The sequence below is a fragment of the Veillonella agrestimuris genome, from assembly GCF_943193065.1.
GTDB lineage: Bacteria > Bacillota > Negativicutes > Veillonellales > Veillonellaceae > Veillonella > Veillonella agrestimuris.
Genome location: NZ_CALPCS010000002.1, coordinates 150939 through 164472 on the forward strand (window position 1 = coordinate 150939; position 13534 = coordinate 164472).

The window sequence follows — 13534 nt, forward strand, 5'->3', positions numbered from 1 at the left end:
ATACAGTTATGATTAATATAAATAATGCAGTACAATTCCAACACCTGCTATGGGACCGCATCATGGTAGAAGCGAAAACAGTAGTCGATGCCACCTGTGGCAATGGATATGACTTATTATATTTGGCAGAACGAGCCCAACCTGATTGCCATTTGTACGGTATCGATATTCAAGAACAAGCTATTGAGTCGAGTAGAGCTTTATTGGAAACTCATGATATGACAAATCGTATTATGATTACTTTTTTACACAGCTCTCATGATGTAGCCTTTAAAAAAGATATTAAAGAAGCGAGCATTGATTTGATAGTCTTTAATTTAGGATACTTGCCAGGTGGTGATCATCGTATTATGACAAAATCTCATCATACCATAGCAGCTATAGAACAAGCATTACCGAAATTAGCCAAAGATGGAATTATTACAATAGCTGTTTATCCAGGCACTGATGAGGGTTTACAAGAGAAAGAAGACTTAGAATCATACTTATGTGAATTAAATCAAAAAGAATATAATAATTGTCACTGGAAACCTATCAATCAAATTAATAACCCACCAGAGTTATATATGGTACAAAAAAGATAAATCCATATAATCATATTGGTAAAATTTTATGATATATAAATGTAGATGTTAATAATACTAAAAACGCATAGCAAATCATAAAAATGTGGAGTCATAGACTATTTTATTTATGCATTTTGTATTCTATTGTTTAAATCATAAGTTTTGTATAAATAGATTAAATGCGTATATTCTAGATTTCACGTTATTATTGGTTCGAAAAAATTTCAGACTATTAAATATAAAGATAATATGCATAAGACGTATAAGTCACAGAGCATATTGTCTATATTAATTATGAATATATGGTATAATGTTTACAGAAAGATACTATTCTCTTTTATGTGCAAGTTTTAAAAAAGGGAGTTTAAAATGAAACGCTATCGCTATAACAAAATTAAAGAAATTGTGCAATCTAAGGCAATTGAGACACAAGAGGAATTAGCAGCCGCTTTACTGGAGGAAGGTATTGAAGTAACCCAGGCTACTGTCTCTCGGGATATTAAGGAATTGATGTTAATCAAAATTCCTACTGGCGATGGTCATTATCGATACGCATTATCTCCAGAAGAAAATGTGGTTCTTTCAAGAAGTCGTATTAATCGACTTTTCCAGGATTCTTTAATTAAAGTAGATCACAGCTTGAATCAAATCGTGCTACATACGATTCCTGGTTCAGCTCAATCTGTAGCATTTTCCATTGATCATGCTAAATGGTCTGAATTGATTGGTACCTTAGCTGGGGACGATACGGTTTTACTAATTGCTCGTACCGAAGCAGATGTACCAGCAGTTTTAACACGAATTCAAGATTTAATGAAGGATTAATTATATGTTAACGCAAATGAGCATTCGCAACTTTGCGTTGATTGAGCAAATGAATATTTCCTTTAAAGATGGCATAACTATCTTTACCGGCGAAACTGGAGCAGGTAAATCCATTTTAATGGATGCTTTCAGTATCCTCTTAGGAGAACGCGCAAGTAGCGAGTTCATTCGTCATGGTAAAGATAGTTTTGTTATTGACGGTATTTTCGATATTGCCAATCACCAAAGTTTATTATTATTGTTAGAGTCAAAAAATATTATGGTAGAAGATGGACAACTCATTTTATCCCGCTCCTTTAATCGAGCAGGAAAATCTATCATTCTCGCCAATGACCAACCAATACCATTAAAGGCACTAAAAGAAATTGGTCAACAATTAGCAGATATTCACGGCCAATATAGCAATCAAAAATTATTAAATCCTGAATCGCATCATGAATATTTAGATACTTACAATGAGAAAGGTTACAAAGCTTATAGAGATTATAAGAAAGCCTATAAAGACTATAAGACTGCCAAAGATGCTCTTGAAAATTTATCTACTACGATGTCAGAACGAGCTCGCGAGTTGGCTATGTTGAAAATTCAAATCGATGAAATAGAAGAGGCAGCGTTGCAGCCAGATGAAGATATAGCTATTGCGGAAGAATTAAAAAGGCTTGATAGTTTTGAACATATTGATAAAGTTTTAGCCTCTTCTTATGATGCCTTTTATAATGGTAGAAACCCATTACTCGATACGGTAAATGCTATAAAGGTGGAAGTAAATGATCTAGTTCGGTATGACTCAGATATTAATGAAATTTCAGAGTTAATTAATTCTGCCTATTTCCAATTAGAAGAGGCTGCCCAGTCTCTTGATCGCTATCGCGATTCTATCAGTTATGACGAAGAACGTTATGCTTATTGCCAAGACCGAGATTCTACGATCTACGGATTGAAAAAGAAATATGGTGATACTATTGCGGAAATTCTTGCTTATGAAGATCAAGCACAACTTCGTTTAGAAGAATTGGAAAGCCAAGTTTTTGAACAAGATGAACTAGAACAACGATTAGAAAAAATGAGAGGTATTGCTAAAGAAGCATTAATTCATTTAGTTGAAGTACGTCAAGAAAATGCACAGCTCATTGCACAGCAGTTGCGTTCAGAACTAACTGACTTAGGCATGGAAAAAGGAGATATCCGTTTTCATATAGAAAGTAGTGATGAGTTACTACCATTAGGCGCTAAATCCATTGAACTACTCTTTACAGCTAATAAAGGAGAGCAGTTATTACCGCTTCATAAAGTCGCTTCTGGCGGTGAATTAGCTCGTATTGCTTTGGCTTTTAAATCAGTATTCCGAAACGATAGTCATAAAACATTTGTATTTGATGAAATCGATGTCGGCATTAGTGGTGATATCGCCTTAAAAGTGGCAGAAAAAATATTAAACCTTTCTTTTACAAATCAAGTATTCTGTATCACTCATTTGCCACAAACAGCAAGTATTGCTAAACAACATTATCACTTAACAAAACAAGAGCAAGACGAACGGACAGTTTCTACATTATCTGTTTTAAACGAAGAGGAACGGTTAAAACAAATTGCCTCCATGATGTCTGGTAAAGACATGTCTTCTACTGCGTTAGCGGCGGCAAAAGAACTTATAGAGCATTTTCATTGACTAAATACTCAGAAAAATTTATACTAATAGTATAAATTCAATAATTCAGATAGAGGTGCGAATATAAAGAGTCATCATAAGGAGCTGGCGCGCTATGATTTATGGTAAAAGGTATATTTGCCGAAGTTCGATGATTGCCAAATTATCGTGCTGGTTGTCTATTTAATAGGTAGATGACTGTCACTAATCTAGTGATTAGTGGAGTGCTATCATTGCTCTTAAACACATCGAGTTTATATTCGTAATATATATAAGACCAGTGGATAGCATTCCACTGGTTTTTTTGGAGGTATACTATGATTCGCGTAATGGTAAATGGTGCTGGTGGAAAAATGGGCCGGGAAGTAGTAAAAGCAGTGCATGCAGATGCAGATTTAGTCTTAGCAGGAGGCATCGATCCTACTAAGGCTGGTCAAGATATCGGTACTGTAGCTGGTATTGAACCATTACAAATCAAAATGGTCAGCTCTATAGACGATGTATTAACAAGTAATAAGCCAGATGTCATTGTAGACTTTACAAATCCTGCAGTTATTTATGAAAATGCGAAAAAAATCTTAGCTGCCGGTGTCCATCTCGTCATCGGTACAACAGGTCTTACGGAAGAGCAACGTCAAGAATTGCATCAAATCGGTGTAGCGAACAATGCCAATTGCTTAGTAGCCCCTAATTTCTCATTAGGTGCAGTGATGATGATGAAAGTAGCGGCTCAATTAGCGCCGTACTTCCCAGATGTAGAAATCATCGAACTCCATCACAATCACAAGTATGATGCACCATCTGGAACCGCTATTTTAACAGCAAAATTAATTAACGATGCTAAAGTAGCTAATAATGTACAAGCATCTGAAGATTTAACTCGTGAAAGTTTAGCTGGCGCTCGCGGTGCTAAAGTGGATGACGTAACGATTCACAGTGTTCGATTACCAGGATATGTGGCACACCAAGAGGTATTATTCGGTGGCTATGATGAAACCTTATCTATACGTCACGATAGCCTAAGCCGTTTATCCTTTATGCCAGGCGTCGTATTGGCTTGTAAAAAAATTGCCTCTAAGCCAGGCTTAACATATGGTTTAGAACATTACTTATAATATAGAATGACTTAATAAGGTAGGAGATAGATTTATGAGAACACCTAATTTAGCAATCTTAGGCGCTACTGGTGCAGTAGGGGCAGAATTTATTACACTTATTGAAGAGCGCAATTTCCCTTACGAAAATTTGAAATTATTGGCATCCGCTCGTTCTGCAGGAACAGAATTAGTGGTAAATGGTAAAACATATATTGTAGAAGAAGCGAAACCAGAGTCCTTTGATGATATTGATATCGCTTTATTTGCTGGTGGTTCCATTTCCAAAACACTTGCTCCAGAAGCAGCTAAACGAGGTGCTATCGTTATCGATAACTCCAGCGCATTCCGTATGGATCCAGAAGTACCATTAGTAGTACCAGAAGTAAATCCTGAAGATATTTTGACTCACAAAGGGATTATTGCTAATCCAAATTGCTCTACCATTATTATGAGTCTTGGTTTAAAACCACTTCACGATATTTCTCCTATCAAACGAGTAATCGTATCTACTTATCAAGCTGTATCTGGTGCTGGTAAGGAAGGCATTGAGGAATTAGAAAATCAAGTGCAAGAATTTATTGAAGGTAAAGAAATGACCGCTAATTTGTTACCGACTGGATCTGCACCAAAACATTACCCAGTAGCATTCAACTTAATTCCTCAAATCGATATTTTCTTAGATAATGACTATACAAAAGAAGAGATGAAGATGGTTCATGAAACACAAAAAATCCTTCATGATGATACGATTCAAGTAGTGCCAACTACTGTGCGTGTACCTGTATATCGTTCCCATTCTGAATCTGTATTAGTTGAAACAGAAGCACCTGTATCGGTAGAAGAATTCCGTAAAGCTTGCGAAGCCTTCCCTGGTTTGCAAGTCAATGATAATCCAAGCGAACAGGAATATCCAATGCCACTCTATACATCTAATAAAAATGATTGTGAAATTGGACGTATTCGTAAGGACTTATACAATGATAAAGGTATGAATTTCTGGATTGTAGGGGACCAAATCCGTAAAGGTGCGGCATTAAATGCATTACAAATTGCAGAATATTTAGTAGAAAAACAAGCATTTTAATAGTCTATCAATATAGACTTGATAGGTGTGAATACACTTAAACTATCAAGTGGAGGAAGATTATGAAAACATTCGGCCGAGTATTAACAGCCATGATTACATCTTTCAATGAAGATGGATCCGTTAATATAGAAAACAGCATAGCTATTGCTCATCATCTCTTAGATAATGGTTCAGACGGCCTTGTTGTATGTGGTACAACAGGGGAAAATCCAACCATGTCACAAGAAGATAAACTTTCACTATTTAAAGCAATTGCCAAAGAATGCAGCCATAAAGGTTCTATCATTGCTAATGTAGGCTCTAATGATACAAGAGAGACTGTCAATTTTGTGAAAGAAGTATCTGCTATAGAGGGTATTTCTGGACTACTCGTGGTGGTGCCATATTATAATAAACCAAATCAACATGGCCAATATTTACACTTTAAAGCTGTTGCAGAAGCAACTACATTACCTATCATGATTTATAATGTACCAGGTCGAGTAGGGACCGGCATTCTTCCTAGTACATTAGCTAAATTACACGGAGAATATCCTCATATTAACTCTGTTAAAGAAGCAAGTGGCAATATTTTAATTGCCTCTGAAATCAATCGCTTGATGCCAAATTCGGATTTCATGATTTATAGTGGTGATGATGCATTAACACTACCAATGTTATCTCTTGGTGCTTGTGGTGTTGTATCTGTTGTGTCTCATATTAGTGGTAATGATATGAATCATATGATTCAAGCTTTCGAAGCAGGACATACAGAAGAAGCAAAACAATTGCATCATAAATTGACGCCAATTATACAAGCTATGTTTGTAACAACAAATCCTATACCAGTTAAATATGCAGCTCGAAAACTAGGCTTACCAGCAGGGGCATTTAATTTACCAATGTGTGAACCTAGTGAGGAAGAAGCTAAATGCATTGATATGGCTTTACAAGCCTATTTACAAGCTTAATATAGAAGAAGAGAAACTTATTCTATAGTATTTACAAATATGTTAATACAATAGAATATTTAGATAGCTCAAAAGGAACAAAAGAAGGTAAGCATATTCTATGCTTACCTTTTTTTATTTACATTTAATTATAAATGGAGTCTTTAACTATGCTTCTTTTAAATGCGATCCCGTACTAAACCAATAACTAAACCTTCAATATGGCAGTCTTTTACAATAATAGGATCAAAGTCATCATTTTCTGGCTGCAAACGAATGTGGCCGTTTTCTTTATAGAAGCGTTTTACAGTTGCTTCATCATCAATACGAGCAACTACAACATCTCCATTATTAGCAGTGTTTTGATGGCGTACAATGAGCATATCACCTTCGTACATACCAATATTCATCATCGACTCGCCTTGTACGCGAAGCATAAAGCAATCAGAATCACCTGTTAATTGTACAGGCAAGGTCAACGTCGATTCTAAGTTTTCTACTGCCGTAATAGGCATACCAGCTTGTACTGTACCAATAAGAGGGACTTGTTTTAATTGAGCGCCTAAAAATTCGAAATTATCAGAACTGCTTAAACCATCGACGCTGTCACCAGCAGATAGGTCAGGAGCTTTTTCATCAATAATCGTAATAGCTCTGTTTTTATTAGGATCTCGACGAATATAGCCAAATTTTTCTAATGTATTTAAGTGAGACTGGACAGTAGAAGTGGAGCTTAGGCCGACATGAGCACATATTTCACGTACAGTAGGGCATCTATATTCATTATGCAAAGAATTACGAATGAATTCCAATATACGACGTTGTTTAGTATTTATATCTGTTGCTGGGCGTCTCACAAGAACCTCCAAAATAAAGCAATAATTAGTGATTATAGTATAGAGAATAATCTCTTATGTATATTCTTTTATATGATTATATACACTATTATAGGCTCATTATATAATTTTTGCAAACATTTGTTCACAAAACTATTGACCAAACATTTGTTCCTGTGTTATTATTTCATTGTAGACAAACAAATGTTCTGATATTTTTGTTCGAAATTACTCTTATATATTGTGAGGTTATATAAAATGAAACATGTAATGATTATGCTTACTATGTGCTTAGCAATGGTAATTGGATACCAACAAACATCTCCATCTATTACTACAAATCCCCATTCTGTTCGAGAAGTAACAGTACAAGCAGGGGATACATTATGGGATATTGCAGCTCGCAGTGCACAACCTAATATGGATGTTCGAGAAATTGTATATGCAGTAAAAGAACTTAATAATATTACAGATTCAGGCTCATTAACGCCAGGTGCCAAAATCAAAGTACCTGTACATGATGTAGATAGTCCAGTACGAGCTATGGACTATATGGCTCAAAACTAAATATAGATAAAAACAGCTATGACCATTTGATTTAGTGACATAAATCATTTAGTCATAGCTGTTTTATTTACTAGAAATTAATTAATCTCAAACTATCTAGCATGTTATGTATTATTTAGAAAATCGTTTTTCAAAAATAGTGGAAATAGGATTATCCACAAATTTATTAGCTTCATTAATATAGCGTCTCACCATATTAACACTATGATGACGAGTTTGGCGCATAATATTTCGCTCTTCTACACCATAAGAAGCGGCCGTTGTAGCAAAACCGTGGCGCAAACTGTGGGCACCATACATATCAGGATTAAGACCGATTAAAGAGACATAGCGTTTGACTATATCCGCAATGGATTTATCTGATATAGCAGTATTACGAATGGACATGGACTTGGTAAAGCCTCTAAATACAGGACCTGTCGTAATTTGACTAGCAGACAACCATTTCTTTAAAGCCTTCACCGCATCTAAAGGAGATCCTGTTAAATGTGGAATGGCTACAATCGCCCCTTGACCTTCTTGGTCGGCCTTGGATGAAGCTACAAAAATTTCTAAGCCTTGTGGAGAAAACTTTAAGTTTTCCACCGTAATAGCAGCGATTTCACTTCGCCGGAATGCCCCCATAAACCCAACGAGGAGGATGGCTTTATCTCTTAATTTTTGTATATCTGGTATGTCTAAGGTATCCATCGTTTCTAATATATCTTCAATATCATCTAATAGGATAGGGGTCTTACCTTGTTGGAAGGTGCCTTTTAAACGGCGAATCCCTCGTAATGCTTGCTTAACAAGAGGAGATATACACGGATTAGCAGCAGCTCCTGCGGCATTGTAATTTTCTGAGATGGCACTAATGCGACGAGCAATCGTATTAGCTTTAGCATAATCAGCTAAATCGTTAATATAATTAACTACTGTTTCCGGTGTAGCTGGGAAATAGCTGACCTTTTGGTAATTGCACCAATCGACGAAATCTAGCCAATCGGACTCGTACGCATCTATTGTATTTTCTGCTTTAGACAATAAAATGCTTTGTTTTGCTTTCATAGACAATTTATTGCTATTCATTAAAGCATCATTATTGCGTAAATAAAAATGCTTGTTTTGATTTGTTGTCATAATTCATTCCTTTTTACATGTATATTAATATTGTAACACATAAAAGTAGTTATTTATGCTATAATAAATTAATTCGATATATTAGTTATGAGAGATGTGTTCCTGTATATATGAGAGATGTGTTCCCATGAATATAAAACGATTAAGTGTATGTGTATTACTTAGTTCCACATTATGTGTAAGCGGATGTAGTTTGGTACCTATATCCGGTGATATTACAAAAGGTGTACATTATAAACAAAAGGATTTATCTGGTTATAGTAGAGAAAATGTACGTCAGCTATTAGCTCAGGAGGCTTTAGATACGGTACCAATTACTATTCAATTAAATAATGATTCAGCTATTAAAAGTAATGCTACGGATTTAGGTATTACCTTAGATATTGATGCTACTGCTAATGCACTGTATACATATGGCTATGAAGATTCTTTCTTAGACTTAGTGATTAGTCGATTTACAGCTTTTACAACAGGTGCTACTATAGATCCCATTTATAAACTAGACGAAGTAAAAGCTCGAGCTTATTTGACAGAATTAGCAAAACAAGTAGATGCCCCTGGCAATGATGCTCGTTTAGTCATTGAAAATGGCGTTGTTAAAATGATTCCATCTAAAGAAGGGGATCGCATTGATATTGATGCTACTATTAATGCATTAAAAGAGCAAGTTAAAGAAAATAAATTTGACAATGTTGCCTTAATTCACACGAACCAAGCAACTATACGCGTCACAGATGCAGATGTAAAACCATTAACGACTGTATTAGCTAGTTATACCACTTATTTTGATGCGAGTAACAGAAATCGGACGAACAATATAGAAATTGCATCTACTAAAATTACTGGCACATTATTAAAACCTGGAGAAGTATTTTCTTTTAATGACGTAGTTGGTGAAAGAACGGCCGAAGCAGGCTTTGACGATGCGCCAGTTATGATCGATGGCAAACTCGTACCTGGTATTGGTGGTGGCATTTGTCAGGTAAGTTCTACTATTTTTAATACCGCTTTATTATCTGGTATGGAAATTGTGGAAAGAACACCTCACTTTGAGCCTGTGTCATATATTCCGGCTGGATTAGATGCTACTGTAGCGTACGGATATTTAGACTTTCAGTTTAAAAACCCTTATCAGAATGCCGTATACGTTCTTAGTGTCATGAATGGTAATGAGTTGACTATCTATATTATCGGTACACCACAAGATGAGCCTAAATCAGTATCTATATCTGTAGGTGATGAAAAAGAGGTACCTAATCAAACGATTACATCCTTTGATCCTTCTCTAACAGAAGATATCATCAAAGAAGGTCATCCTGGATTTACTCTCAACACATATCGTCATATTACATACGGTGATGGATCTAGTCATACAGATGTGTACGGCTCTCTCTATGATCCAGTAGATACGATTATTACAAAAGCACCAGCTAAAGCAACTCCTGAAAAAGTTGATAAAAAAGAAGAATCTAAAGGTAAAGACGATTCAGATATGAAAAAACATTAAGTTTTTATTAAAAATAGCCTAATCTATTGATTTATTCCTTAGATTAGGCTATCATTTCTATTTGTAGTATACAATTTATGCTTATAGAATTTACGAGGTTTTTTATGGAAACGATCTTACAATTTGATCATTCACTAATATTTTATGTGCAGCAACATTTCGTTAATCCTTATGTAACACCCTTTATGGTGTTTATATCTACTATAACGAGCTCTGGTGCTTTATGGATAGTATTATCTATTATATTAATGCTTCAAAAGCAATATCGCGTTGTAGGATTAGCTATTTTTATATCCTTAACATTAGTCTTTATCATTGGCGATCAAACATTAAAGCCTCATATCGCTCGATTACGGCCTTTTGTAGATTTTCCTGATGTACCATTAGTAGCAGAGCCACCAAAAGCAACAAGCTATTCATTCCCGTCAGGACATAGCTTTGGATCATTTGCATCGGCTATGGCATTATATATGGGATTATATAATATAAACTATAATAAGCGATTCTGGGGCATAATTGCTTTAGTTGGATCTGTTATAGTCGCATTTTCGAGAGTATACTTGTTTGTACATTATCCAACAGATGTATTAACAGGAATGGTATTAGGCCTAATTGTTGGATATGTAGCGTGGAAAATCGCCACATATCTTTGGTCTTGGTGGACTAGTCGAAAACAAGAAGTCGAATATGAACCATATACATTTAAACGAAAATAAAATACCGCAATATGCTAAAAATATAGATTGGGCCTGTATGGGGTCCAATTTTTATCATTCCATTACTTCCGATAAATTATCGTTATCGGAAGTAATGAGTTCCGCCTCACGTTTATCTTTAATATGTTCTTTTTCCAAGAGTTCATAAGCAGCTGTTTTACGAATAATCGACTTTACTAATGTATCTAATTCAGAACCATCAGAATAATCTGCTGGCGCATAATAACGAATTCGGTTATGGCGCATCATTTTATACACTTTTTCTTTATTATATTCCATATTGACGCATTCGTTCAAACCAAGTTAGAACGCCATTATATAGCTTGACTTGACTACCGTATTCCATCAGCTTATCTTTTGTTACATATAAATGACCTTCTGCTTCAGCAATCATTTTATACATATAAGCTAAATTATTGTCCATATCATGAGTTTTAGCTAATGTGTTAGATTCTTCCCAAAAGCGTTTAATCTCATCATCATCATAACCTACAGATTGAATAAATCCTTGGGCTTGCATATCATCAGGGGTTAAGGTTTTATCAAAGTCATAACACATTGCCAATACAAGCATGTGATCCTTTTCTATAGTCATCATTTCACCTCCGGCTAGAATAATATTACTTATTAAAAAGCTTTTTATTAATATAACGTTCCTACTAAAGTAATTCACTTATAAAACAGTTATGCTATAAAAATAAGTCTTTTATTAAAACAATTCTTCTTGGTACGGTACAATCCACGACTTATCGTCGCTAATACGCAATATATCGGTGTCTTGTAGTTCCCCTACTAACATGGTGGACTGAGGATTGTGTAGTGCTCGATTACTCCGTACAGTACTTTGGTTTGTATTAGCATAACAATAGCGACAAAAATGTTCACACGTATCGTAGGCACCAATGTCTCCGTGCAAATAACAAGCACATTCGGGACGTGCTGGATTACGTTTAGGCGCTTCTAGTTTAACACCCCACGCACGCTCATAGTCAGATAACAATAGGCAGCCCTCCGTATGCGCCCCATCAATGTTAAATTCATGACCTTCGCCACACGTTTTGAGTGTCATATGGCAAGATTTAGCAATTTGAACAAATTCGCCAATTAATTTGTGTTGTATGTCCTTCTCTGGGCGATGTCCACCAGGAAAATTCTGTAATACTTTGTCAAATATATCTAAAAAGCTTACAACAACCCTATCTGTATATCCAGATAGGGTTTGCGCCATTTGATGAAAGCTTTCACAGTGGAAATCATAGGTATAGCGATGTGTTAGAATAATCGGATCATAACGCCACACAATAGCCGTAGAATTTAGTATATTACTAAGCTCACGAAACGCCTCTAATACAATGGTTTTCGATGGTACATAAGGCTCAATATCATCTCCGTAAGGCGTTATAGTTACATGCCAATATTGACGATAGTCACTAATAGCGGGAAGATATTTCATAAAAGGTCTCGGGTTTTTACTACAAAAAGCAATGCCATCTACAATATGAGGGGCAATCTTATGACGCGTTACCATTTTCGGATGATAAGGATTACGCACATCAACAAATCCCTCTTTGATACGGTTTATAAACCACTCTCCATAAAAAGCAGGGATATCAGTTCGTTGTCCTGTTTGTAATATCATAGATAGCCTCCTTCCCATTCAAATTAATTCAATTATAACGAAAGATTTTGTTATAAAGCAATACCTATCTACCTTTATATATGGTACTATAAGGAGTAGCATGAAACTATAAAGGAGTATGTATGAGCGATTCATTTACCCCCATCCAATCTATACAAGAAGACGAAAAACGCTTTATTACGTCCTATTGGACAGAACGAGCTGAAGATTTTAGAAAGCTGCGTGAAAAAGAATTACAAAGTCCAAAGCTTTTACTATGGCGCGATGAATTAATTAGTCACATATCTTCTACAGAGCCTCTACACATCTTAGATGTAGGCTGTGGCGCTGGATTTTTCAGCATCCTCTTAGCGGACTTAGGTCACTCTGTAACAGGCATCGATATTACGCCAAATATGATTGAAGAAGCAAATCTGCTGGCTAAAACACTTAATAGTAAAGCTATTTTTTCTGTTATGGATGCAGAAAACTTAGAGTTTCCTACCCATACATTTGATATGGTCGTAGCCCGCAATGTTACGTGGAACCTCCCCCACCCTGATAGGGCATATCAAGAGTGGTTACGGGTTTTAAAACCTAATGGTATGTTATTGAATTATGATGCAGAGCACGGAAAAAATCATCATCAACAGCTCCTTGCTAGCCATCACGCTCATCAACATATTAAAGAAGAACTCTTAGAAAAGTGCCATACCATTTACCACATGCTTTCTATTAGTGCCACTAATCGCCCATTGTGGGATCAGCAGATTTTAGAAGGCCTTAATGCCACTGTTACACTAGACACTACGGTAGGATCTCGCATATATGCTGAAGAAGATGAATTTTATATTCCTGCGCCTATGTTTTTAGTGAAAGCTGTAAAAAATTAAAATAAAGCCAAGAACGATACAACTAATGTACTGCTCTTGGCTTTTTATTGGCTCTCTGTCAAATGTTGGGGTGCTTATCCCTAATCATTTGTTTGGCACCAATCACTTATGTGGTTGGTGCCATTT

General features: G+C 35.7%; 13 protein-coding genes, 1 pseudogene and 1 riboswitch. Of the genes and pseudogenes, 10 read left to right on the forward strand and 4 right to left on the reverse strand.

Annotation, left to right across the window (positions count from 1 at the left end; genetic code table 11):
• Positions 1–8: 8 nt before the first annotated feature.
• The 6 genes from mnmM to dapA all read left to right on the forward strand — a co-directional run bounded on the left by mnmM (position 9) and on the right by dapA (position 6173).
• Positions 9–584, forward strand: a complete 576-nt coding sequence (gene mnmM / locus NFR29_RS01775; RefSeq protein WP_251422323.1) for a tRNA 5-(aminomethyl)-2-thiouridylate-methyltransferase MnmM — start codon at positions 9–11, stop codon at positions 582–584.
• Positions 585–935: 351 nt separating this feature from the next.
• Positions 936–1391, forward strand: coding sequence for an arginine repressor (gene argR / locus NFR29_RS01780; RefSeq protein ID WP_251422325.1), 456 nt, complete (start codon positions 936–938; stop codon positions 1389–1391).
• A gap of 4 nt (positions 1392–1395) precedes the next feature.
• Positions 1396–3060, forward strand: coding sequence for a DNA repair protein RecN (recN, locus tag NFR29_RS01785; RefSeq protein ID WP_251422328.1), 1665 nt, complete (start codon positions 1396–1398; stop codon positions 3058–3060).
• Positions 3061–3102: 42 nt separating this feature from the next.
• A riboswitch (Lysine riboswitch) is annotated at positions 3103–3277 on the forward strand.
• A 79-nt stretch (positions 3278–3356) separates the two neighbouring features.
• Positions 3357–4154, forward strand: a complete 798-nt coding sequence (gene dapB / locus NFR29_RS01790; RefSeq protein ID WP_251422331.1) for a 4-hydroxy-tetrahydrodipicolinate reductase — start codon at positions 3357–3359, stop codon at positions 4152–4154.
• Positions 4155–4188: 34 nt separating this feature from the next.
• Positions 4189–5220, forward strand: a complete 1032-nt coding sequence (locus NFR29_RS01795; RefSeq protein ID WP_251422334.1) for an aspartate-semialdehyde dehydrogenase — start codon at positions 4189–4191, stop codon at positions 5218–5220.
• A 62-nt stretch (positions 5221–5282) separates the two neighbouring features.
• The gene (dapA, locus tag NFR29_RS01800; RefSeq protein ID WP_251422337.1) at positions 5283–6173 is read left to right on the forward strand and encodes a 4-hydroxy-tetrahydrodipicolinate synthase; all 891 of its coding nucleotides are present in this window, start codon (positions 5283–5285) and stop codon (positions 6171–6173) included.
• A gap of 158 nt (positions 6174–6331) precedes the next feature.
• Here dapA and lexA read toward each other — a convergent pair whose 3' ends face one another.
• Positions 6332–7009, reverse strand: a complete 678-nt coding sequence (lexA, locus tag NFR29_RS01805) for a transcriptional repressor LexA (RefSeq protein WP_251422339.1) — start codon at positions 7007–7009, stop codon at positions 6332–6334.
• A gap of 237 nt (positions 7010–7246) precedes the next feature.
• Between lexA and NFR29_RS01810 the strand changes: the two genes are divergently transcribed.
• Entirely contained in the window at positions 7247–7555 is a 309-nt protein-coding gene (locus tag NFR29_RS01810; protein ID WP_251422344.1) for a LysM peptidoglycan-binding domain-containing protein, read from the forward strand.
• A 111-nt stretch (positions 7556–7666) separates the two neighbouring features.
• Here the strand turns inward: NFR29_RS01810 and NFR29_RS01815 are convergent, their stop codons facing one another.
• Positions 7667–8674 carry a site-specific integrase gene (locus tag NFR29_RS01815; RefSeq protein WP_251422347.1) on the reverse strand — a complete coding sequence of 336 codons (1008 nt, stop codon included), beginning with the start codon at positions 8672–8674 and terminating at the stop codon, positions 7667–7669.
• 127 nt (positions 8675–8801) lie between these two features.
• Here NFR29_RS01815 and NFR29_RS01820 point away from each other — a divergent pair, with 127 nt between their 5' ends.
• Together NFR29_RS01820 and NFR29_RS01825 are read left to right on the forward strand one after the other, a co-directional pair.
• Positions 8802–10181 (forward strand): VanW family protein, encoded by a 1380-nt coding sequence (locus NFR29_RS01820; protein ID WP_251422350.1) that lies wholly within the window; start codon positions 8802–8804, stop codon positions 10179–10181.
• Between the two features lie 104 nt (positions 10182–10285).
• Entirely contained in the window at positions 10286–10897 is a 612-nt protein-coding gene (locus NFR29_RS01825) for a phosphatase PAP2 family protein (protein WP_251422353.1), read from the forward strand.
• 54 nt (positions 10898–10951) lie between these two features.
• Here the strand turns inward: NFR29_RS01825 and NFR29_RS08305 are convergent.
• Both NFR29_RS08305 and NFR29_RS01840 read right to left on the reverse strand, forming a co-directional pair.
• Positions 10952–11495, reverse strand: a pseudogene (locus NFR29_RS08305) (hotdog family protein).
• 111 nt (positions 11496–11606) lie between these two features.
• Positions 11607–12536: a DUF1848 domain-containing protein gene (locus tag NFR29_RS01840; RefSeq protein ID WP_251422362.1), complete on the reverse strand. Its 930-nt coding sequence runs from the start codon at positions 12534–12536 to the stop codon at positions 11607–11609.
• 122 nt (positions 12537–12658) lie between these two features.
• Between NFR29_RS01840 and NFR29_RS01845 the strand changes: the two genes are divergently transcribed.
• Complete coding sequence (locus tag NFR29_RS01845) at positions 12659–13408, forward strand: class I SAM-dependent methyltransferase (protein WP_251422364.1); 750 nt, start codon at positions 12659–12661, stop codon at positions 13406–13408.
• The last annotated feature ends 126 nt before the right edge of the window (positions 13409–13534 follow it).

What these genes read in the sequence shown, in the direction of transcription:
- recN (WP_251422328.1), top strand. Translation starts at nt 1,396, where the DNA reads ATGTTAACGCAAATGAGCATTCGCAACTTTGCGTTGATTGAGCAAATG.
- dapA (WP_251422337.1), top strand. Translation starts at nt 5,283, where the DNA reads ATGAAAACATTCGGCCGAGTATTAACAGCCATGATTACATCTTTCAAT.
- NFR29_RS01845 (WP_251422364.1), top strand. Translation starts at nt 12,659, where the DNA reads ATGAGCGATTCATTTACCCCCATCCAATCTATACAAGAAGACGAAAAA.
- NFR29_RS01810 (WP_251422344.1), top strand. Translation starts at nt 7,247, where the DNA reads ATGAAACATGTAATGATTATGCTTACTATGTGCTTAGCAATGGTAATT.
- NFR29_RS01820 (WP_251422350.1), top strand. Translation starts at nt 8,802, where the DNA reads ATGAATATAAAACGATTAAGTGTATGTGTATTACTTAGTTCCACATTA.
- NFR29_RS01795 (WP_251422334.1), top strand. Translation starts at nt 4,189, where the DNA reads ATGAGAACACCTAATTTAGCAATCTTAGGCGCTACTGGTGCAGTAGGG.
- NFR29_RS01840 (WP_251422362.1), bottom strand. Translation starts at nt 12,536, where the DNA reads ATGATATTACAAACAGGACAACGAACTGATATCCCTGCTTTTTATGGA.
- argR (WP_251422325.1), top strand. Translation starts at nt 936, where the DNA reads ATGAAACGCTATCGCTATAACAAAATTAAAGAAATTGTGCAATCTAAG.
- mnmM (WP_251422323.1), top strand. Translation starts at nt 9, where the DNA reads ATGATTAATATAAATAATGCAGTACAATTCCAACACCTGCTATGGGAC.
- NFR29_RS01825 (WP_251422353.1), top strand. Translation starts at nt 10,286, where the DNA reads ATGGAAACGATCTTACAATTTGATCATTCACTAATATTTTATGTGCAG.
- NFR29_RS01815 (WP_251422347.1), bottom strand. Translation starts at nt 8,674, where the DNA reads ATGACAACAAATCAAAACAAGCATTTTTATTTACGCAATAATGATGCT.
- dapB (WP_251422331.1), top strand. Translation starts at nt 3,357, where the DNA reads ATGATTCGCGTAATGGTAAATGGTGCTGGTGGAAAAATGGGCCGGGAA.